We start from the raw sequence: 19,014 nt of genomic DNA on the forward strand, positions 1-19,014 counted from the left end.
CCGCTTCGCTGGGGTCGCCGGGCACTTGCTCGAGCGCCTTACGGAAGGACCCACCATGAGCACACCGTCCCGCGTCGCCGGCTGGGGGACAGTCGGCTTCGCCGTCGCCTTCGTCGTCACCTTCGTCGTCAACGCCACGATCGAGACGATGGCCGATCGTCCGGAGCTGCCGACGGCCGCGGACATGGCCGCGGACTTCGGAGGAGGAGTGATCTACATCGTCCTGTGGGGATCGGCGGGCGTCGCACTGGCTGTCGCGGCTGTCGGGCTGTCCGCGGTCGTCTGGCCCTCGGACGCCCTGGCGTCGAGGATCTCGACCGCGTTCGGGATCATCGCGTCAGCGGGATGGATCTTCTCGGGTGCGACCGTTCTTGCGCAGCGCACGGCGATGCTCAACGGCAACATCGCGGCGGCGGGGTCTGACATCGCATCCGAGCGAGCCGTCATCGAGGCGCTCTACATCGGAGTGCACGTCGGGGGCATCGTCTTCGCCTTCGCTGCCCTTCCGTGGCTGGCGACGGTCGCTGTCGGAGCGGACAAGCGTCGGGCCATGTCGCGGACAGCCGTCGCGTGCCTGTGGATCGCCGCGATCGGCCCTGTTGCGGGCTTCATGATCGCGGGCGCTCAGTTCGGACTTCTCGCGGTCGTCCCGGCGTTCGCCGTCGTCGGTACGTCATTGTTGAGAAGCGCACGACGGGGTGGTCGCAGAGCGGTCGCCGGGTCACCCGCCGCTGCCGTGGCGCCCGCCGCCGGAGGATGATCGACGGCATGGACCTCGCGGTGACCGTCGTCACGCAGGTGGTGAACTGGCCGCTGGCCGTGCTCACCGCGCGGCGGGCCGCGAGCGGCCGAGCCCCCTTCGCATCCTGGGCAACGGTGGCGCTGCTGGTCAGCGGCGCCGTCGCGGTGTGGGATCCCGCGTCCACGCTGACCTTCAGTCGCGCAGCCGTGGCGGTGTCCAACGCAAGCCTCGCCCTGCTGTTCACGGTCTATTTGGACGGCCGATTCGTCCCACGGTGGACCATCGTGCCGGTCGTCATCGAGATCGCCGTGCAGGCGGCCGACGTCGCGAGCGGCTTCGCGCTCGAGAGCCGGCTCTGGTGGCCGATGCACTTCGTCGCGATCTGGGCGGTGCTGATCGTCGGCGGTCAGGTCCACCGCTATCGCTCGCGGTCCTCTGTCGACGAGCGGGAGCGGACACGCTGGCCATTGCTCACGATCGTCCTGATGGTGGTGGCATTCAGCCTGTGGAGCTTCGTCGCTCTCGGCCTCGGCGCGGTCGCGACGGACCGCTCGCAGTCCTGGCTGGCGAACCTGCTGTTCGTCCTGCCCGGCGTGGGGTTCGCGGTCGGACTGCTCGCGCCGCGACTGCTGCGCGTGGACAGGGCGCTGCGGTGGACGATCACCTGGGGACTGTGGTCGACCGCGATGAGCGCGCTCGCGTGGGCGGCCTCGACGGCGCTCCTCGCACTGCCGGCCGCACCGCGCTCGTGGTCGACGGCGGCGATCGTCGGCGCGACCGCCCTCCCGGCACTGTGGGCCACCCGCCGCATGGCCGAGCTCACCGTGTACGGCCGCCGCCCCGATCCGGGACGCACACTCGAGGAGCTCGGCAATCGCCTTGCGGCGACTGTGGACCCTCGCACGGTCCCGGTCGACATCGTCGCGACGGTCACCAGCTCGCTCGGACTTGCCGGAGCCGCTCTCCGTGGTGTTCCAGCACTGTCGGCGACGGCAGGGGCGTCGGTCGAGGCGTCGGAAGGGCGGATGGAGTATCCGATCCGCTATCAGGGCGAGCGACTCGGGCACCTGGTCGTCATCCCTCGCCCGGGGGAATCTGCCCTCACGGCCCACGACCGCGCGGTGCTGACCCAGATCTGCGGTCAGGCAGCGCCCGCTCTGCACAGTGCCAGGGTGGTCCGTGACCTGATCGACGCGCGCTCCCGGCTCGTGTTCGCACGTGAGGAGGAGCGCAAGCGCTTGCGTCGGGACCTGCACGACGACCTCGCGCCGACGTTCGCCGGTCTGGGACTGACCGCGGCGGCGGTGGAGACGTTCTCGCGCCTCGGAGACGAAAGAGCCGCGGAGGCGGCAGCCCGGCTGGTGGTGGGCCTCGGGGCGGCCACGCGCCAGCTGCGCGACGTCGCCTACGACCTGCGACCGCCGGTGCTGGACGACCGTGGTCTCGTCGCCGCGATCGAGGAGCGGTTGTCGGCACCTGGCTCCGTGCCCGTCTTTCGTGTGGACGCACCGCCTGAGCGCCTCGAGCTCCCCGCGGCGGTCGAGTCGGCGGCGCTGCGCATCGTCCAGGAGGCGGTCACGAACGTCCGACGACACGCCGCGGCATCCGTCTGCGTCGTCACGGTGGCCGTGGACCCCGGGATGCTTCGCCTCGGGATCGCCGACGACGGCGTCGGGATCCCGGACCGTCTCGCCGGGGGCATAGGGATGCGGTCCATGACGGAGCGAGCGGGAGAGGTGGGCGGCGAGCTGTCCGCCGGCCCCGCGCCGGGGGGTGGCACGCTCGTGAGAGCGTCGCTGCCCCTCACCGGCGTGCCACTGCCCGAAGCGACCGCACTCGCGGGCGAGGCGACGTGACTGCGGCACCGACGATGCTCGTCGTCGACGACCACCCGGTGTTCCGGCGCGGAATCGCCGAGCTGTTCCGGGCCGTGGGCTACACGGTCGTCGGCGAAGCGGCCTCCGCGGCTGAGGCGGTGGCGCTGGCCCGCGCCACCCGCCCCGACGTCGTGCTCATGGATCTCGGGCTCCCGGACGACTCCGGCATCGTCGCCACGGCGCGCATCGTCGGCGAGCGGCCCGCGACCAAGGTCGTCGTCGTGACCATGTACGACGACGACGGCTCCGTCCGGCAAGCACTGGCCGCCGGTGCCACGGGGTACGTCGTGAAGGATGCCTCGCACCCCGAGATCCTCGCTGCTGTCGCCGCGACCGTGCAGGGCTCGGTCGTCCTCAGCTCCACGGTGGCGGGAGCCGCCGGACGCTTCGACGCCCGCCGGTCGTCCGCGGGCGATCCGTTCCGTCTCACCCCGCGCGAAGCCGACGTCCTCGATCTGGTGGTGCGCGGACTCACCAACAGCCAGATCGCCGAACGGCTCGGGCTCTCCGGGAAGACCGTCGCGAACAACGTGTCGATGCTGCTCGCGAAGTGCGGCGCGGTCGACCGTATCCAGCTCGCAGCAGTCGCGCGCGCCGCGTTCGGATAGCGGAGACGGCACTTCCCTGGAGGAACCTCGCCGGATGTGACCGAATGCGGATCGCGGGAACTGCATCCGTGGAGAAGCTCATCAGCGCGACGTCGTGGACCGAAGGCGGCGTGCGGGCATCCGGCCCACTCCGGGGACGAAGCGGCCTGTCCGGGCGGCCCAGGCGCGGTACCGCTCGCCATGCACCTGCGCCAGGTACGGCTCCTCCACCGCGCGCACCTGCAGCTGGACCGCGACCACGAGGGCGGTCAGCGCGGCAGCGCTGGTGACGGCGGGCACCATCGAGCACATGGTGACCCGAGCGGGGCGGCCGAGCTTCGGGCCGCCCCGCTCCGCAGTCAGCCGGCGTAGGGCGCGGCGACGTCCAGCACCCAGGTGACCCCGAAGCGGTCGGTCAGCATCCCGTAGAGCGGTGCCCACTGCGCCGGTGCGAGGTCCACGGTGACGGTCGCCCCCTCGGCGAGGCGACCCCAGTACTGCTCCAGCTCCTCGGCGTCGTCGGCGCGGACGGAGACGAAGAAGGGAGCCTGACCGCGATCCCACGGCCGGGTGGCGGGGACGTCGTAGGCCATGACCCGGAAGCCGTTGCGGGCGGTCACCTGACCCCACATGAGGTGGGTCGCCTCGGCGGGGTCCTGGACGTCGTTCGCGTCCGCGTAGGTGATCGCGAGCAGCTCTCCGCCGAAGGCGGAGCGGTAGAACTCGAGTGCGGCACGGGCTTCGCCGCGGAAGTTCAGGTGCGTGGTGGTCTGCAGGCTCATCGGTCGTCTCCTCGTCCGGGGTGGTCGCTCCACCCGTCCGGACGACGATGGCAGCAGTGGCGGTCAGGTCCTGTCCTCCACTTGGCGCATACTCGGACCCGTGAGCGGGACGTCCGGTCGGCTGCTGTCGCTGCTGTCCTTGCTCCAGGCCCGCCGCGACTGGCCCGGCCAGGTGCTGGCCGAGCGGCTGGGGGTCAGTGGCCGGACCGTCCGTCGTGATGTGGACCGGCTGCGCGACCTGGGCTATCCCATCCACGCCACCCTGGGTCCGGACGGTGGCTACCGGCTAGCGCCCGGTACCGACCTGCCCCCGCTCCTCTTCGACGACGAGCAGGCCGTGGCCCTGGCCATCGCGCTGCAGCTGGCGGCGACGAGCGGTGCCGGCATCACCGACGGTGCCGCGCGAGCCCTGGCGACCCTCCGCCAGGTGATGCCCACGCGGCTACGGCACCGCGTCGACTCGGTGCGCCTCACCGCCATCCCGCAGGCCCCCTCCTCGCCCCCGGTCGACGCAGCAGCCCTGCTGGCGGTGTCCGACGCTGTCCGCTCCCGTGAGGTGCTGCGTTTCGACTACCGGAGCGACCAGGCGCAGGCGGACGGCGAGCCCGGACCTGCCCGGCGCGTCCAGCCTCACCATCTGCTGGCCCGGGGCGGCCGCTGGTACCTCCTCGGCTGGGATCTCGATCGCGCGGACTGGCGCACGTTCCGGGTCGAGCGGATGGTTCCCCGCACACCGACCGGGCCCCGCTTCGCACCGCGCGAGGTCCCCGGAGGCGACGCCGCAGCGTTCGTCGCCGCACGGTTCAAGGGCTCCGACGGCGACGACGCCTGGCCCTGCCGCGGTGAGGTGCTCCTGGACCTGCCGGCCGCAGAGGTGGCGCCCTACGCGTCCGAGGGGACGGTCGAGGCCGTCGCACCGAGCCGTTGCCGCGTGACCCTCGGCGCATGGTCATGGCACAGCCTGGCCGCCACCGTCGCCCGCTTCGACGCCACCTTCGAGGTCGTCGGCCCGCCGGAGCTCGCGCGAGCACTCGACGTCCTGTCCGCGCGGTTCGCCACGGCCGCAGCGTCCTTCGATCACGGCGGCACCACCGACGCGGGACCCAGGAGCAGTCGACGTCGAGCGGGGCACCGGACCGGGTGAGGTCGACCTCCGCCCGTCGGCCGGGGCCCCTGCCGAGCCCTGCCGTGCCCCTGGACCGGATCTCGCCGTGAGCCGGTGTCCAGGCGCGGCCGTGCGCGGCCGTGCGCGGTCGAGGCATGGGCGTCCCGCTACGGTCGTCAGGTGATCGGGAGCATCGACGAGGTCGTGATCGACTGCGCAGAACCGGCCATGCTCGCGGCCTTCTGGGCGCGGGTGCTCGGCGGAGAACCTGTCGAGCGCGACGACGCGTGGTGGTACATCCTGCCGCCGGGATGGACGCAGCTGTCCTTCCAGCGGGTGCCGGAGCCCAAGACGGTCAAGAACCGCCTGCACCTGGACGTCCGCGTCGACGACATCGACGACGCCACCGCGCAGGCCGAGGCCCTGGGCGCACGACGCGTCGGCGCGGTGCACAGGGGGGACGCGGGTTCGTTCCAGGTCCTGCACGACCCCGAGGGCAACGAGTGGTGCGTGGTCACGCCGGGGTCGTGACCGCTGGACGAGCCCCGCCCGGACGCCCGGCCAAGCGCGGGCCGGACCTCACGTGCGTGCCGCCCAGGGGCGGCGCAGTCCCTCCGGCCATCGCACCCCGGGAAGCGACCCGATGGTCACCCGGCGCGGTGAGGGCCGTCCAGCTCGAACACGTCGGGGACACCGTCCTCGTCGGTGTCCACGGACTCCTCGGCCTCGATCTGGCGGTAGGCGCGGTCACGTGAGCGCAGCACGAGCGCGGCGAGCACGGCGGCCAGGACGGACCCGGTCAGCACGCCCACCTTGACGTGCTCCTCCCGGCTGGCGTCGGCGCCGAAGGCGAGCTCGCCGATCAGCAGCGAGACGGTGAAGCCGACACCACCGAGGAGGGCCACTCCCAGGACATCGGCCCAGCGCAGGCTCGCGTCCAGGCTGGCCCTGGTGAACCGGGCCACGAGCGCCGTCGTGCCGAAGATCCCCACGACCTTGCCGACCACCAGTCCGGCGACGATGCCCAGTGCCACGGGGTCGCGCAACGACGCCGTCAAGCCGCTCAACCCGCCGACGGTGACGCCCGCGGCGAAGAACGCGAACACCGGCACCGCCACCCCTGCGGACAGCGGCCGGAAACGGTGCTCGAAGTGCTCGGCCAGCCCTGGTCCGGCTTCGGGCCCGCCGGCGGCGTCGCTCCGGACGACCGGCACCACGAAGCCGAGCAGCACGCCCGCCACCGTGGCGTGGATCCCGGAGGCGTGCATGAGTGCCCAGCACACAACGGCGAGCGGGAGAAGCACCCACCAGGAGCGCACCCGCCTCTGCACCGCGACCGCGAACACCGCCAGGACCGCCAGTGCCCCGGCGAGCGGCGCCAGGTGGAGCTCGTCGGTGTAGAAGACGGCGATGATCGTGACGGCCAGGAGGTCGTCGACCACGGCGAGGGTCAGCAGGAACGTCCGGAGCGCACTGGGCAGGTGCGTGCCGACGACCGCCAGCACGGCCAGGGCGAAGGCGATGTCGGTCGCGGTCGGGATCGCCCATCCACGCAGGGCGCCCGCTCCGCCCGACGCGTTGACCGCTGCGTACACCAGTGCCGGCGCGGCCATCCCGCCGACGGCAGCCATGATGGGCAGGGCCGCCCGGCCGGGGCTGCGCAGGTCGCCCGCGACGAACTCCCGCTTGAGCTCGAGACCCACGACGAAGAAGAAGATCGCCAGCAGCCCGTCCGCCGCCCAGGTGCCCAGGGTGAGATCGAGGTGCAGCACGGCCGGACCGACCCGCAGCTCGCGCAGCGCACGGTAGGACTCGGCCCACGGGGAGTTGGCCCAGACGAGCGCCAGCACGGTCGCGGCGAGGAGCAGGGCGCCCCCCACCGTCTCCTTGCGCAGGATCGCGGTGATCCGCTGGACCTCCGTCCACGACCCGCGGGTGAGGAGGAGCTGGGGCGCGGAGGTGGAGGGCATGAGCAACCTTTCAGGGTCAGCGACGTCGTTGCCGACCAGGCTTCCCGGCGCACCACCGCCAGGGTACGGCCCCCACGAGCGATGGCCACTCCACGCACCTGTCAGCGAGCGGCGATGAAGTCGACGATCTGCCGGTCGGTCGCCACGGCACCGGAGCCGTACCAGACCAGATGGCTCAGGCTCGGGCTCTGCCACAGACGCGACCCGCCGATGCGCTGGTGCCAGTCCTCGGCATGCTGCCATCCGACCTGGCCGTCGTGACGGGATGCCACGATCAGGGTGGGCCGCCCGACGGCACGGCCGAGATCCGTGTCCAGGCCGTGGCGGACGTCGATGGCGAAACCGTGTCCTGAGCGCATCACGGAGAAGAGGCGCACGAGCCGGCGCCGCTCGTCCGGGCTCAGGTCCGCGAGCACCTGTCGCGTCGGCAACGTGGACAGGCTCGCGAGCATCGCCCGGAGGCCCAGCTCCGGCGAACGACGGAGCAGCATCCGCACCGTTGCCCAGACGCGGGCCTCGACGTGCGGGCCGAAGGCGAGCTGCGCGGCGACGCGGGTCGCACCGGTGGGGAAGGGCAGCACCGATCGGGCCGAGACCAGCAGCAGGGACCCCACCAGGTCGGGGTGACGTTCGGTCAACGCGACCGCGGCCGGACCACCGGCAGAGACTCCCATGACCGCCCGGACCCGCTCGATCCCCAGGCGTCCGCACAGCGCGGCGACCGTGTCCGCGAAACCCTGCGGGCCTGGACCGGCGTGGATGGCGGTGCGTCCGTATCCCGGGCGAGACGGGACGAGCAGCGTGTGACCCGTCGCACGCAGCCGGGCCTCCCCGAGAGGAACCTGTGCACTCAGGTGACCGCCGTGCAGCATCACCACGACGCCGGCTGCCCGGACGTCTCCTGGGCGGCCGGCTTCGCTCTCCGTGCCGCTCAGCCGGTACTCCACAGCTGAGCCACGCACCTGCACCACACGTGCCGGGTCGTCCACGTCGACGAGCAAACCAGAGCCCCAGGCACCTGGGGGCCCGGACCCCGGCCTTCCGGTCACGGGCCCCGTCGCCGCTGCGCGATCGCGCCCGCAGTACGCGCAGCCGACCCACCGCGCGGTGGTGGGCTGGAGGGTGCACGATGGCCCGCAATCCGGTGCAGCGACGCACACGGCCCCTCGAACGATCTCGGAGGCGGCATCGTGGACTTCATCCAGCAGAACCTGATCGCGCCGGTCTCGGACTTCCTGTGGACCTACGTCCTCGTCTACGTCCTGCTCGGGGTCGGTCTGTACTTCGGCGTCCGCACCCGGTTCGTCCAGGTGCGGATGTTCGGCCGGATGATCAGCCAGGTCGCCTCGTCCCGCACCGGGTCCGAGGGCGGCATCTCGTCGTTCCAGGCCTTCTGCGTGGGGCTCGCGTCCCGCGTCGGGACCGGCAACATCGCCGGTGTCGCGATCGCCCTGACGCTCGGCGGTCCAGGGGCGATCTTCTGGATGTGGGTGGTCGCGCTGGTCGGCATGGCGACCGCGCTCATCGAGGCGACGCTCGCGCAGATCTTCAAGCTCCCCGCCTCGGACGGCTCCTTCCGCGGCGGTCCGGCGTTCTACATCGAGCGTGGGCTGGGGTCGCGACGCGGCGGGATCCTGTTCGCGGTGCTGCTGATCTTCACGTTCGGGATTGCGTTCAACATGGTGCAGGCGAACACCATCGCGGACGTCCTGAACAGCGGGCACGGCGTGAGCGCCGGGTGGTCCGCCCTGCTGCTGATGGCGCTCACCGCCCCGGTGGTCTTCGGCGGCGTCCGCCGTATCGCCCGCGTGGCGGAGTTCATGCTGCCGGCCATGGCCCTGGCGTACGTCCTCCTCGCGCTGGTCATCATCGCGCTCAACATCACCCAGGTCGGTGACGTGCTCGCGACGATCTTCACCTCGGCCTTCGGCGTCGGGCAGGCGGCTGCCGGCCTGACCGGCGGGCTCGCGGCCGCCCTGCTGAACGGCGCGAAGCGAGGCCTGTTCTCGAACGAGGCGGGTATGGGCAGCGCCCCCAACGCCGCGGCGACCGCGACGACCAGCCACCCGGTCAAGCAGGGACTCATCCAGTCGCTGGGCGTGTTCGTCGACACGATCATCGTGTGCTCGGCGACGGCTTTCATCATCCTGTTCGCCGGGTCGGACGTGTACGTGCCCGGTGAGACGACCGAAGGGGCGTCCCTCACCCAGGCGGCCGTGGCTCACGAGCTCGGATCCGGGACGACCTGGATGATGACCGTCCTGGTCTTCGTGTTCGCCTTCTCCTCGGTGCTCGGCAACTACTCCTACGCCGAGGTCAACCTCGCGTACATGCGCGCCCGCCCGGCCGCCGTCGTCGCGTTCCGGGTGCTCGTCGTGCTGATCGTGGGCGCGGGCAGCGTGCTGGAGCTCGAGGCCGTCTGGGCGCTGGCCGACGTGGCGATGGGCTTCATGGCGCTGGTCAACCTCGTGGCCCTCGTGCTCCTCGCACGGTGGGCGCTGGGCGCGCTGCGGGACTTCGAGCGCCAGACCAGGGCCGGACTGGACCCTGTCTTCCGCACGGTGGGCAACGCGGACCTGCCCCGGGACCTCCCCGACTCCGTGTGGACCACCGAGCCGACCGGGAAGTCGGTCCCCACCGCCGTCGTTCCCTGAGGACGACGCCGATCGACCTCGACGCGATCTGGCGCCGGCGCTGCGGGCCCGAGGGCGACGCCGCCGCGCCGTCCTCGGCACGGAACGCTCCACCACAGGAGCCCGGGGTACCGGCATGGTCCGGGACCTGGGCTCTCCTGCGCGTGGAGCGACGCGCGACAGGGCGGCCAAGGTCACCCGTGTGCCGCAGGGCGTGGAGCCGGCCGCCCTCCGGAGCGCCCCGCCGCCCTCGACCGCGGCCGGCGACGCTCAACTCGACGACGTCGCTACCGATGCTGTTCTCCGACCGCCGCAGCTGCGCGGTCACCGCGGAGAGGAGTGCCATGAGCGACGAGCGAGGACGAGCGGTGCGCCCGCCGTCCCCGGCGGGGGTGCTGGCCCTGCGCTCGGTCCTGGTGGCGGCCACGTCCGCCTACGTGGTGTCCGTGCTGCCGGGCGTCCGCCCGGAAGGAAGCAGCTATCTCCCGTGGCTGGACTTCGGGCTGACCACGCTCGTGATGCTCCTGTCGGCGGGACTGTGCGCGGTGCGCGCGGTCGCCACACCGGCCGAACGGGCGACGTGGACCTGGGTCGTGGCGAGCATCGTGGTGTACCTGCTGGGGAACGCGTACTACTACCTGCGTCTGGTCGACCTTCCGGCGGACCTGGTGCCGTACCCCTCGCTGGCGGACGCCGGCTGGCTCGGCTGGTACCCCTTCCTCGCCGTGGGGGTGCTGCTGCTCGTGCGGACACGGTCGCGTGGCGCGGCGCCCGTCCTCTGGCTGGACGGCCTGACCGCAGGCGCCGGCGCCGCGGCGCTCGCCGGCGCGCTCTTCCTGCAGCCGTTGCTCGAGGTCGGGGACGGTGGCGGTGCCCTGCTGGTGCTGACCAACCTCGCCTACCCGGTGGCCGACCTCGCCCTGCTCACCGTCGTGACGCTGGTGTTCCACCTGAACGGGTGGCGACCCGACCGGACGTGGCGCTGGATCGGCGCAGCGGCGATCACCCTCATGGTGGGCGACTCGGTCTACATGCTCCAGCTCGCCGCCGGCACCTACACCGACGGCGGACTGCTCGACGCCTCGTGGACCGTCGTCTGCGCGTGCCTGGCGATGGGCGCGGCGACGCCCGTCCCCGAGGCGCAGGCGACCGGAGCCCGACGACCGACGCCCGCGGTGCCCGCCGTCTTCAGCCTCGCGGGTACGGCCGTGCTCTTCTCCGGTGCGACCGAGCAGCGCGCACTCCCCCTCGTCGTGGGCGTCCTCGGGCTGCTCTCGGTGCTGCTGGCGAGCATGCGGCTGCTGCTCACGGTCCGGGAGGCCCGGCGCCTGGCGGACGCGCACCGGGAGGCACGGACGGACGAGCTGACCGGGCTGCCCAACCGCCGTGAGCTGATGCACCGACTCGGGTCCGCGCTGGCCGACGGCCAGGTGGACGGGACGCTCAGCGCCGTGCTGCTCATCGATCTCGACCGCTTCAAGGAGGTCAACGACACCCTCGGGCACCACCACGGTGACCAGCTCCTGCGCGCGGTGGCCGAACGGCTGGCTGACGTCTTCCGTGACGGCGACACCGTGGCGCGCCTGGGGGGCGACGAGTTCGCCGTCCTGCTGCCCGACGTCGCCGACCTCGACGCCGCCCGCGCGCTCGGGCGTCGGTGCGACGACGCCCTCGAGGACGACTTCACCATCGACGGGCTCCACCTGCACGTGGATGCGAGCGTGGGTCTGGCCGTGGCGCCTCTCCACGCCCAGGACGTCCACGGGCTCATGCGAGCCGCCGACGTCGCGATGTACGAGGCGAAGGCCCGGCCGGGCGAGGTGGTGGTGTACGACCCGAGCTCGGACCTGAACACCCCCCACCGTCTCGCGATGCTCGGAGAGCTTCGTCGGGCGATCCAGGGCGACGAGCTCGTGCTGCACTACCAGCCGAAGCTCGAGCTGGTCGACGGGCGGGTGACAGCGGTGGAGGCGCTGGTGCGCTGGCAGCACCCGGTCCGCGGGCTGCTGCCCCCGGCCGACTTCGTCCCCGCAGCCGAGACGACCGGCCTCATCATGCCCCTGACGCTGCGGACCCTCTCGCTCGCCATCGGGGACGCGGTGCGGTGGCGCGAGGCGGGGCACGAGCTGCAGGTCGCCGTCAACCTCTCGCCCCGGTGCCTGCTCGAGCCCGGTCTCCCGGAGCAGATCCGGGACATGCTGGCCGAGCGGGGGCTCCCGGCGCACCTCCTGCGCCTCGAGCTCACCGAGAGCACGGTCATGGTCGACCCGGTCCGGTCGCTCGCCGTCCTCCGCGAGCTCAGCGCGCTCGGCGTGCGACTGTCGATCGACGACTTCGGCACCGGGTACTCGTCGATGACCTACCTCAAGAAGATGCCGGTGGACGAGCTCAAGATCGACCGCTCGTTCGTCATGGACATGCTCGCCAGCCCCGACGACGAGATCCTCGTCCGGTCCTCGATCGAGCTGGCGCACAACCTCGGGATGTCGATCGTGGCCGAGGGCGTCGAGGACGCGGAGACCTTCGACGCGCTCTCCACGCTGCGGTGCGACGTCGTGCAGGGGTACCACCTCGCGTACCCGATGGGCGCGGGCGCCGTCCTGGACTGGCTCGAGGGTCGAGGCGTCGACGCCCGCCGGGCGCGGGAGGCGGCTCCGGTGACGGACGGCGTCCCGACACCGCGCACCCGGTCGTCCGCGCCGACCGCGCGAGCGGTCTAGGGCGGTCGCTGCCCTGCCCGACGCTCGACGCTCGTGGGGTGCTCACCCCGGGGCGGCGACGTCGGTGCTGGACCGCGCCCGCAGCGCGAAGCCGGCCAACCTGCAACAACAGGCGTCAGCAGCCGATGTGCTGACCAGACCTGCGTACGCATCTGCACGGTGAGTCATTGCTGGAGGAATCGATGGAGGCTCACTACCTCGCGCGTCACCCGATCTTCGATCGTGGTGGCGTCGTGGTCGGCTATGAGCTGTTGTACCGGTCGGGCGACGGGCACAACCGCGCCCGCATCCTCGACGACGTCGAGGCGACGATGGACGTCATCTACCGGTCCATCGTCGAGCTCGGGCTGCATGCCACGGTGGGCGTGGTCCCCGCCTGGGTCAACGTCACGGCGGAGGTGCTCCGGCGCGAGGCGCACCTGATGTTCGCGTCGGACCGCGTCGTGCTCGAGGTCCTGGAGTCCGTCGCGCCCGATCCCGAGCTCCTGACCCTGCTGGAGGAGGTCGCGGCTCAGGGGTACACCGTCGCGCTGGACGACTTCGTCGTCGGGACCGGCCGGGACGAGCTGCTCGCACGCGCCCAGGTGGTCAAGCTGGAGCTGCCGGCGATCGCGCCGCACGAGCTGGAGGGACAGGTCGCGGCCGTCCACGCGCACGGAGCCCTGGCGCTCGTCGAGAAGATCGAGACGCAGGAGGAGCATGCGCTGGCCCGCTCGGCGGGGGCCGACCTCTTCCAGGGCTACTTCTTCACCAAGCCGCAGATGCTGGCGACGAGATCGTCCTCACCGAGCTCGCCGGCGCTCCTGGCTCTCCTGGCCAAGGTGAACAGCCCTGACGTCAGCCTCGAGGAGCTCAGTCGACTCGTGGCCACGGACGTCGCACTGGCGACCAAGGTGATGCTGTCCGTGAACAACAGCTTCGCCGGGCTCCGTCATCGCGTGGACTCCGTCCGGCAGGCGGTCGTGCTCATCGGGCTGACCCGCATGCGGCAGCTCGTCACCCTGATCGCTCTGGCCCGGGCCGATGACAAGCCGACCGAGCTGTTCCGCCAGGCGCTCGTCCGCGCCGAGATGGCCGCAGGTCTGGTCGACGTCGGGTGGGAGGGCGCACACGGTCCCGCGGACCGCGAGCTGGCGTTCACCGCCGGCCTGCTGTCGACCGTGGACGCCTTCACCGACATGCCGCTGGTCGACGTCGTCGGGCCCCTCGGGCTCGGCGACGAGCTCCGTCAGGCGCTCGTCGATCGAGAGGGCGTCCTGGGCCGCGTCCTCGCGACCACACTCGCCTACGAGGACGACCGCCTGGCGGGTCCGACCCTGACCTGCGTCAGTGCGGTCTACTCCGCCGCTGTCCGGCGCGCCGACGAGAGGTGGGCCGAGCTGACGAGCTCCTGACCGACGGCGGTGCGACCGCCCCGGCCCGGTTCCTCGGCGCGTCAGGTCGCGGGATCGCTCGCGGGGAGGTCCGGCGGCTTCCACGTGGCGAAGCGGGTCATCGAGCGCAGCGCGAGGCGAGCCGGTACCACCGCGACCGCCGCGTTGCGCAGCGCCACCGCGCCGGGACTGCCCAGCCCCTGGCCGAACCGGCCCGTCCACATGGCGGCGCGGGACACGGCCTGGGTGCGTGGTCGGCGCTGCCTGTCGTAGCCGGCCAGGGCCGCGTCGACGTCGGGCTCGGTGCTCACGGCAGCGGCGAGGACGACGGCGTCCTCCAGCGCCTGGTTGCCGCCCTGGCCGAGGTGGGGCGTCATGGCGTGCGCGGCGTCCCCGAGCAGCGCGACCCGGCCGCGGACGTAGGTGTCCAGCGGCGGGAGCCGGTAGATGTCGTGGCGGAGGACCGCCGCGGGCGGGGTGCCGGCGAGCAGGGCGGGGACGGGGTCGTGCCAGGACGCGAACCGGCGTCGGACCTCGGCCAGCTCGTCCGCCTCGCGCTGCCCTTCCGGCGCGGTGGCAGCCGCGTACCAGTAGAGACGCCCGTCGGACAGCGGCAGGTACCCGAACTCCTGCGCGGGGCCCCACGTCTGGCTGAACTCCGGCTCGTCGCCGGGAGGAGCTTCGGTGACGGCGCGCCAGGCGGTCGACCCGTCGTACACCGGCCTGCGGGCGCCGGGCCATCGCTGCGCGCGCACCCAGCTGTCGACGCCGTCGGCGCCCACCACGAGGTCGGCCGGGAGCGTGCGCGACCGGCCGGACCGGCGGTAGCGCACGCTCGCACCGGCCCCGTCGTCGACGACCTCCTCAGGCGTCGCACCGGTGACCACCGCCTCGTCCGGCAGCGCGGAGCGCAGGACGTGGTGCAGGTGGGCGCGGTGCAGTCCTACGGCCGCGGTCCCCAGCTGCGACTCGACCACGGCGCCATCGAGGTGCGAGAGCCAGCGTCCGGACGGCGTGCGGATCCCACCCGGGCCCTGCGGACGGCCACCGTGCCGTACCACCTCGCCCAGCCCGATGGCGTCGAGGCAGCGAAGGCCGTTCGACATCAGGGTGATCCCGGCTCCGACCTCGCCGAACGAGTCGGCCCGCTCGAGCACGGTCACCGCCCATCCCACCCGCCGGAGGGCCACCGCGGCGGCGAGGCCGCCGAGGCCGGCACCGACGACGACCGCGTGCCGTCCGCCGTGCCCGTCCGTCATGTCGTGCTCCTCTCTCCGGCCGGGGCCGGGAGGCCGTCCCTGATCACCGGGCCAGCGGCTGGGCGGTGCGGGCCGCGGTGACGACGTCGAGGACCGCCCCGGCGGTGGCGTCCGCGCCCGCGGGGTCGCCGATGATCCCCGCGTGACCGACGCCGTCCACCACGCGGTGGACGCTGTCGGTGGACAGCGTGGCCAGCGCCCTCTGCGCCGCCGTCCAGTCCGCACCATGCCCGAGCCCGGCCGTCAGGACGACCAGCGGCCTGTCGGCGAGGTCCCGCAGGGCGGCCGCCTGCTGCCGGTGGGTGCTGCCCAGGGCGTACTCGTCGATCGCGCTGCGCAGGTGGGTGGAGGTCGGCACGCCGAGCAGGCGGCCCAGGCCGAGGCGGGCTGTCGAGGAGAGCAGGGCGACGGCACGGTCCCCCGGGCCGTCCGGGCCGTCCGGGCCGTCCGGGCCGTCCGGCGCCGCGGGCGACGCCGTCGCCGACGCGGGTGCGGTGGAGTCCACCAGCACCATCCCGGCGACCTCGTCGGGATAGGCGGCGGCGAAGGTGAGCGCGTAGAGGCCGCCGAAGGAGTGCCCGGCCAGCACGTACGGCCCGGGGACCCGCCCGCGGTGCAGCAGCGTGTGCAGGTCGGTCGCGATCTGCGTGGCGTCCTGGTTGGTGCCGGCAGGCTCGCTCCACCCGCGGCCGGCACGGTCGTAGACGCAGACCCGGGTGTCCCGGGCGACGGCCGGGGCGACGAGCCCCAGTGCGCTGGACGTCCCACCGGCACCCGGTTCGAGCACGACCGTGGGGCCGCCGGAGCCGGTGCAGCTCAGGTGCAGGCGGTACCCGCCGACGTCGACCAGCCGGCCGGGCATGGGGTCCGCGACGACCTCGGCCGCCTCCCGCACGGTCTGGTACCCGCCGCCGACCGAGGCGAGCGCCAGCGCGCCGAGCACGGGGTAGAGCACCCAGCGCCGGCTCCGGCTCCGGAGCAGGCGACGGGTGCGGGTGACCGTCCAGACCACCGTCGCGAGCGCGACGGGCGGCCACACCCAGGCCAGGACGTCGAGCACCGGGGAGCCGAACGCCGTCAGGAGGACGCCGCTCACGCCCATGAGCAGCGCCGGCGCCACGGCCCAGGGCTGCGGCTGGTCGGTCGCCCTCGACAGCACGGCGAGCACCGCCCAGCCCAGCGCCCATCCGCACAGCACGGCGCCGGTGACCCCGGCCTCCGTGGCCGGGACGAACGGGGCGGCGACGAGGAGCACCGCAGCGACCGCGCCCGCGGTGAGCGAGCCGGCCACGACGGCGCCGACGTGCCCCTGGAGCCTGCCGGCGGGGAGCGAGGCAGGCGCCTGGGCGTCGTCCTCGCGAGCGGCGAGGAGCTGCGGGTCAGCGCGATGATCGGCCATGTCTGGACCGTAGGTCCGGCGGTGCCGGCGCCGGGACGTCCACGGGGACGACGTCGCCGTCGGCCCCGTCATCCCCGTGGACGACGCCGGCCCGTGCCGGTCATCCGTCCGGCGGCACCCGCGGTACGACGGTGCGCCCGCACGCCCCCGTCCGAGGTACGGCGCCCCGGCGGCGTGGGAGGGGCCACGTACGATCCGGCTCGTGGGCGACCCTTCCGGACCGGCGGCGCGAGGCTGCGCCTCGCCGTCCGGCGTGCGCGCGGCGACCCGAGGGAGCCGGTGACGTGAGCTTCTCGTGGACGACCCAGGGGCTGGCGCTCGGTGGGGTCCTGGCGGCCCTGCAGGTCCTGCTCTTCCTCGCCGCGCTGGTCGTCGTGCCTCGCGACCGGCGCCCCTCGTCGGCGCTGGCCTGGATCCTGCTCGTCCTGGTGCTCCCGCTCGCCGGCGTGCTGCTGTTCGCCGTCATCGGCAGCCCCAAGCTCCCGCGGGCCCGGCGAGCGAAGCAGCGCAGCATGGACGCCCGGATCAGCAGACGCGTGCTGGCGGCCTCCGGCGGCGACCCGCGACGGCTGCTGACCTCACCCCGGACCCTGACCGGGACGGGCTCCGGGGACGCGCCGCCCGAGGCGCCCCCGTGGCTGGCCTCGATCGCCCGCCTCAACCAGCGACTGGGCGCCATGCCGCTGCTGGACGGCAACAGCGCCCAGCTCATGTCGCACATCGACGAGCAGCTCGCGGCGCTCGAGCAAGCGGTCCGCGGCGCACGGCGGTACGTGCACGTGGAGTTCTACATCCTCGCTCTCGACGCCACGACGGCGCCGTTCTTCGCGGCGCTGGAGGACGCCGTCCTGCGCGGCGTCGACGTCAAGGTCCTGCTGGACCACCTCGGCACCCGGCCCTACCCCGGCTACCGCGCGACGGTCGCCGAGCTGGACCGCATCGGCGTGCAGTGGCACCTCATGCTGCCGGTGCAGCCGCTGCGCGGCCGGTACCAGCGCCCCGACCTGCGCAACCACCGCAAGCTCGTCGTCATCGACGGCGACGTGGCGTTCGTCGGGTCGCTCAACGTCATCGACCCGGGCTACGGCAAGCGCGCCAACCGCCGTCGCGGGCTCGTGTGGCGCGACCTCCTCGCGCGGGTCGAGGGGCCGGTGGTGCACGAGATCGACGCCCTGTTCGTCACGGACTGGTTCAGCGAGACCGACGAGCTGCTGCCCACCTCGCAGGAGGACTCCCCCGCCCCGCCGGCCGGCGCCGGGGACCGGTCGCGCACGCTGCTGTGCCAGGTCCTGCCGAGCGGCCCGGGCTTCGAGACCGAGAACAACCTCGTGCTGTTCAACTCGCTGATCTACAACGCCGAGCGCCGGCTGAGCATCACCAGCCCGTACTTCGTGCCGGACGAGTCGCTGCTCATCGCGATCACCACCGCGGCCCGCCGGGGCGTGCAGGTGGAGCTGTTCGTCGGCGAGGTCGGCGACCACCTCGTGGTGTTCCACGCGCAGCACTCGTACTACCGGGCGCTGCTCGAGGCCGGGGTGCGGATCTACCTGTACCCCGGACCGTCGATCCTGCACGCCAAGCACCTGTCCGTCGACGAGCTGGTCACCGTGGTCGGCTCCTCCAACATGGACATCCGGTCCTTCGACCTGGACCTGGAGGTCACGCTCATGACGTGCGGGCGGGACCTGGCCGACCAGATGCGCGCCGTCGAGGACGAGTACCGCGCGGCGTCCCGCGAGCTCACCCTCGAGGAGTGGTCGCGCCAGTCGTTCGCGCACGGCGTGGTGGACGGCCTGGCGCGGCTGACCTCGGCGGTCCAGTGAGCCGCCCGCGGGACGCCGGACGGCTGTCAGCCCTCGGCGCGCGAGCACGCCTCGTCGCCGGCGGCGGTGTCGCGCAGGGAGAGCGTCGACCCGTCCGAGGCGCGGACCTCGACCGTCGGCGAGTTCACGCCGGTCGCCGAGGCGGCCTCGAAGGCCGCCTCGCAGACGGCGACGGCGTCCTCGTCCCCGGCCTCCAGGCGCGTGGTGACCAGGACCCGCTCGCCCTCGGGGTCGATGCTCTCGACCTCGGCGTACCAGCTCTCGCTCCCCGCGGCGGCGGCGAACTCGGCCTCGACGTCGTTGGCCGGCGCGCCGGACGCCCCCGGCGCGGGGGTCTCCACGGCGTCGGAGCCCTCGTCGTCGTCGGACTCCGGGGTCGCGACGGGGCTGGAGCGCACCTCCCCCAGGTCGGGGCTGATCTCCGGGTCCAGGTGGCCGGTGTCGCCGGTCGCACAGCCGGCCAGGAGCAGGGTCCCGGTGGCCACGGCGGCCAGGGCACGGAGGGAGCGCTTCATCGTCTGCCTTTCGTCGTCGGTCGCGAGCCCACGCCGACCGTGCACGACGGCGTCCGGCGTCGGCTGTCGCCGGCAGCCGTCGGCACGCCGTCGGCGGCGGGGCTCGTGCCCCCAGCCTGCCGCAGGCGGCCGGACAATGTGCGCTGGGGCGTGTTGGCCACCGACGCGCGCAGCCGATACGGTCGCGGCGACCCGACGCCCGCGTACCCGTGGAAGGACGACGCCGTGA

General features: G+C 73.2%; 16 protein-coding genes. 9 read left to right on the plus strand and 7 right to left on the minus strand.

Annotated features, from left to right (window positions below):
- Positions 1-55: 55 nt before the first annotated feature.
- From CAE01nite_RS18520 to CAE01nite_RS08590, 3 genes are all read left to right on the plus strand, one after another.
- Positions 56-760, plus strand: coding sequence for a hypothetical protein (locus CAE01nite_RS18520; RefSeq protein WP_246131092.1), 705 nt, complete (start codon positions 56-58; stop codon positions 758-760).
- 1,007 nt (positions 761-1,767) lie between these two features.
- Positions 1,768-2,598 carry a sensor histidine kinase gene (locus CAE01nite_RS18525; protein ID WP_246131144.1) on the plus strand — a complete coding sequence of 277 codons (831 nt, stop codon included), beginning with the start codon at positions 1,768-1,770 and terminating at the stop codon, positions 2,596-2,598.
- A complete protein-coding gene (locus CAE01nite_RS08590; protein ID WP_246131093.1) occupies positions 2,595-3,227 on the plus strand; it encodes a response regulator in 633 nt (210 codons plus the stop codon). The genes CAE01nite_RS18525 and CAE01nite_RS08590 overlap by 4 nt, the downstream gene beginning before the upstream one ends.
- 81 nt (positions 3,228-3,308) lie before the next feature.
- Here the strand turns inward: CAE01nite_RS08590 and CAE01nite_RS08595 are convergent, their stop codons facing one another.
- Both CAE01nite_RS08595 and CAE01nite_RS08600 read right to left on the minus strand, forming a co-directional pair.
- A complete protein-coding gene (locus CAE01nite_RS08595; protein WP_186816479.1) occupies positions 3,309-3,509 on the minus strand; it encodes a hypothetical protein in 201 nt (66 codons plus the stop codon).
- Positions 3,510-3,565: 56 nt separating this feature from the next.
- Positions 3,566-3,988: a VOC family protein gene (locus CAE01nite_RS08600; RefSeq protein ID WP_146902861.1), complete on the minus strand. Its 423-nt coding sequence runs from the start codon at positions 3,986-3,988 to the stop codon at positions 3,566-3,568.
- A 100-nt stretch (positions 3,989-4,088) separates the two neighbouring features.
- Here CAE01nite_RS08600 and CAE01nite_RS08605 point away from each other — a divergent pair, with 100 nt between their 5' ends.
- Together CAE01nite_RS08605 and CAE01nite_RS08610 are read left to right on the plus strand one after the other, a co-directional pair.
- Complete coding sequence (locus CAE01nite_RS08605; RefSeq protein WP_146902864.1) at positions 4,089-5,132, plus strand: helix-turn-helix transcriptional regulator; 1,044 nt, start codon at positions 4,089-4,091, stop codon at positions 5,130-5,132.
- 141 nt (positions 5,133-5,273) lie between these two features.
- Positions 5,274-5,624 carry a VOC family protein gene (locus CAE01nite_RS08610; RefSeq protein WP_146902866.1) on the plus strand — a complete coding sequence of 117 codons (351 nt, stop codon included), beginning with the start codon at positions 5,274-5,276 and terminating at the stop codon, positions 5,622-5,624.
- A gap of 116 nt (positions 5,625-5,740) precedes the next feature.
- Here CAE01nite_RS08610 and nhaA read toward each other — a convergent pair whose 3' ends face one another.
- Together nhaA and CAE01nite_RS18530 are read right to left on the minus strand one after the other, a co-directional pair.
- Positions 5,741-7,063: a Na+/H+ antiporter NhaA gene (nhaA, locus tag CAE01nite_RS08615; protein WP_146902869.1), complete on the minus strand. Its 1,323-nt coding sequence runs from the start codon at positions 7,061-7,063 to the stop codon at positions 5,741-5,743.
- A 101-nt stretch (positions 7,064-7,164) separates the two neighbouring features.
- Complete coding sequence (locus CAE01nite_RS18530; protein ID WP_281285591.1) at positions 7,165-7,935, minus strand: alpha/beta fold hydrolase; 771 nt, start codon at positions 7,933-7,935, stop codon at positions 7,165-7,167.
- 318 nt (positions 7,936-8,253) lie between these two features.
- Between CAE01nite_RS18530 and CAE01nite_RS08625 the strand changes: the two genes are divergently transcribed.
- The 3 genes from CAE01nite_RS08625 to CAE01nite_RS08635 all read left to right on the plus strand — a co-directional run bounded on the left by CAE01nite_RS08625 (position 8,254) and on the right by CAE01nite_RS08635 (position 13,810).
- Positions 8,254-9,717 carry an alanine/glycine:cation symporter family protein gene (locus CAE01nite_RS08625; RefSeq protein WP_146902873.1) on the plus strand — a complete coding sequence of 488 codons (1,464 nt, stop codon included), beginning with the start codon at positions 8,254-8,256 and terminating at the stop codon, positions 9,715-9,717.
- A gap of 323 nt (positions 9,718-10,040) precedes the next feature.
- The gene (locus CAE01nite_RS08630) at positions 10,041-12,416 is read left to right on the plus strand and encodes a putative bifunctional diguanylate cyclase/phosphodiesterase (protein WP_186816480.1); all 2,376 of its coding nucleotides are present in this window, start codon (positions 10,041-10,043) and stop codon (positions 12,414-12,416) included.
- A gap of 182 nt (positions 12,417-12,598) precedes the next feature.
- Positions 12,599-13,810: an EAL and HDOD domain-containing protein gene (locus tag CAE01nite_RS08635; protein ID WP_146902878.1), complete on the plus strand. Its 1,212-nt coding sequence runs from the start codon at positions 12,599-12,601 to the stop codon at positions 13,808-13,810.
- Positions 13,811-13,851: 41 nt separating this feature from the next.
- Here CAE01nite_RS08635 and CAE01nite_RS08640 read toward each other — a convergent pair whose 3' ends face one another.
- Together CAE01nite_RS08640 and CAE01nite_RS18760 are read right to left on the minus strand one after the other, a co-directional pair.
- Positions 13,852-15,048 carry an FAD-dependent monooxygenase gene (locus CAE01nite_RS08640; RefSeq protein WP_146902881.1) on the minus strand — a complete coding sequence of 399 codons (1,197 nt, stop codon included), beginning with the start codon at positions 15,046-15,048 and terminating at the stop codon, positions 13,852-13,854.
- Between the two features lie 43 nt (positions 15,049-15,091).
- Positions 15,092-16,447: an alpha/beta fold hydrolase gene (locus tag CAE01nite_RS18760; protein ID WP_146902884.1), complete on the minus strand. Its 1,356-nt coding sequence runs from the start codon at positions 16,445-16,447 to the stop codon at positions 15,092-15,094.
- A gap of 284 nt (positions 16,448-16,731) precedes the next feature.
- Between CAE01nite_RS18760 and cls the strand changes: the two genes are divergently transcribed.
- Positions 16,732-18,270: a cardiolipin synthase gene (gene cls / locus CAE01nite_RS08650; protein ID WP_246131095.1), complete on the plus strand. Its 1,539-nt coding sequence runs from the start codon at positions 16,732-16,734 to the stop codon at positions 18,268-18,270.
- A 26-nt stretch (positions 18,271-18,296) separates the two neighbouring features.
- Here the strand turns inward: cls and CAE01nite_RS08655 are convergent, their stop codons facing one another.
- A complete protein-coding gene (locus CAE01nite_RS08655; protein WP_146902886.1) occupies positions 18,297-18,785 on the minus strand; it encodes a hypothetical protein in 489 nt (162 codons plus the stop codon).
- Positions 18,786-19,014: the final 229 nt, after the last annotated feature.

The organism is Cellulomonas aerilata (assembly GCF_007991755.1).
GTDB classification, from domain to species: Bacteria; Actinomycetota; Actinomycetes; order Actinomycetales; family Cellulomonadaceae; genus Pengzhenrongella; species Pengzhenrongella aerilata.

What these genes read in the sequence shown, in the direction of transcription:
- CAE01nite_RS18520 (WP_246131092.1), top strand. Translation starts at nt 56, where the DNA reads ATGAGCACACCGTCCCGCGTCGCCGGCTGGGGGACAGTCGGCTTCGCC.
- CAE01nite_RS18525 (WP_246131144.1), top strand. Translation starts at nt 1,768, where the DNA reads ATGGAGTATCCGATCCGCTATCAGGGCGAGCGACTCGGGCACCTGGTC.
- CAE01nite_RS08595 (WP_186816479.1), bottom strand. Translation starts at nt 3,509, where the DNA reads ATGGTGCCCGCCGTCACCAGCGCTGCCGCGCTGACCGCCCTCGTGGTC.
- CAE01nite_RS08600 (WP_146902861.1), bottom strand. Translation starts at nt 3,988, where the DNA reads ATGAGCCTGCAGACCACCACGCACCTGAACTTCCGCGGCGAAGCCCGT.
- nhaA (WP_146902869.1), bottom strand. Translation starts at nt 7,063, where the DNA reads ATGCCCTCCACCTCCGCGCCCCAGCTCCTCCTCACCCGCGGGTCGTGG.
- CAE01nite_RS18530 (WP_281285591.1), bottom strand. Translation starts at nt 7,935, where the DNA reads ATGCTGCACGGCGGTCACCTGAGTGCACAGGTTCCTCTCGGGGAGGCC.
- CAE01nite_RS08630 (WP_186816480.1), top strand. Translation starts at nt 10,041, where the DNA reads ATGAGCGACGAGCGAGGACGAGCGGTGCGCCCGCCGTCCCCGGCGGGG.
- CAE01nite_RS08635 (WP_146902878.1), top strand. Translation starts at nt 12,599, where the DNA reads ATGGAGGCTCACTACCTCGCGCGTCACCCGATCTTCGATCGTGGTGGC.
- CAE01nite_RS08640 (WP_146902881.1), bottom strand. Translation starts at nt 15,048, where the DNA reads ATGACGGACGGGCACGGCGGACGGCACGCGGTCGTCGTCGGTGCCGGC.
- CAE01nite_RS18760 (WP_146902884.1), bottom strand. Translation starts at nt 16,447, where the DNA reads ATGGCCGATCATCGCGCTGACCCGCAGCTCCTCGCCGCTCGCGAGGAC.
- CAE01nite_RS08655 (WP_146902886.1), bottom strand. Translation starts at nt 18,785, where the DNA reads ATGAAGCGCTCCCTCCGTGCCCTGGCCGCCGTGGCCACCGGGACCCTG.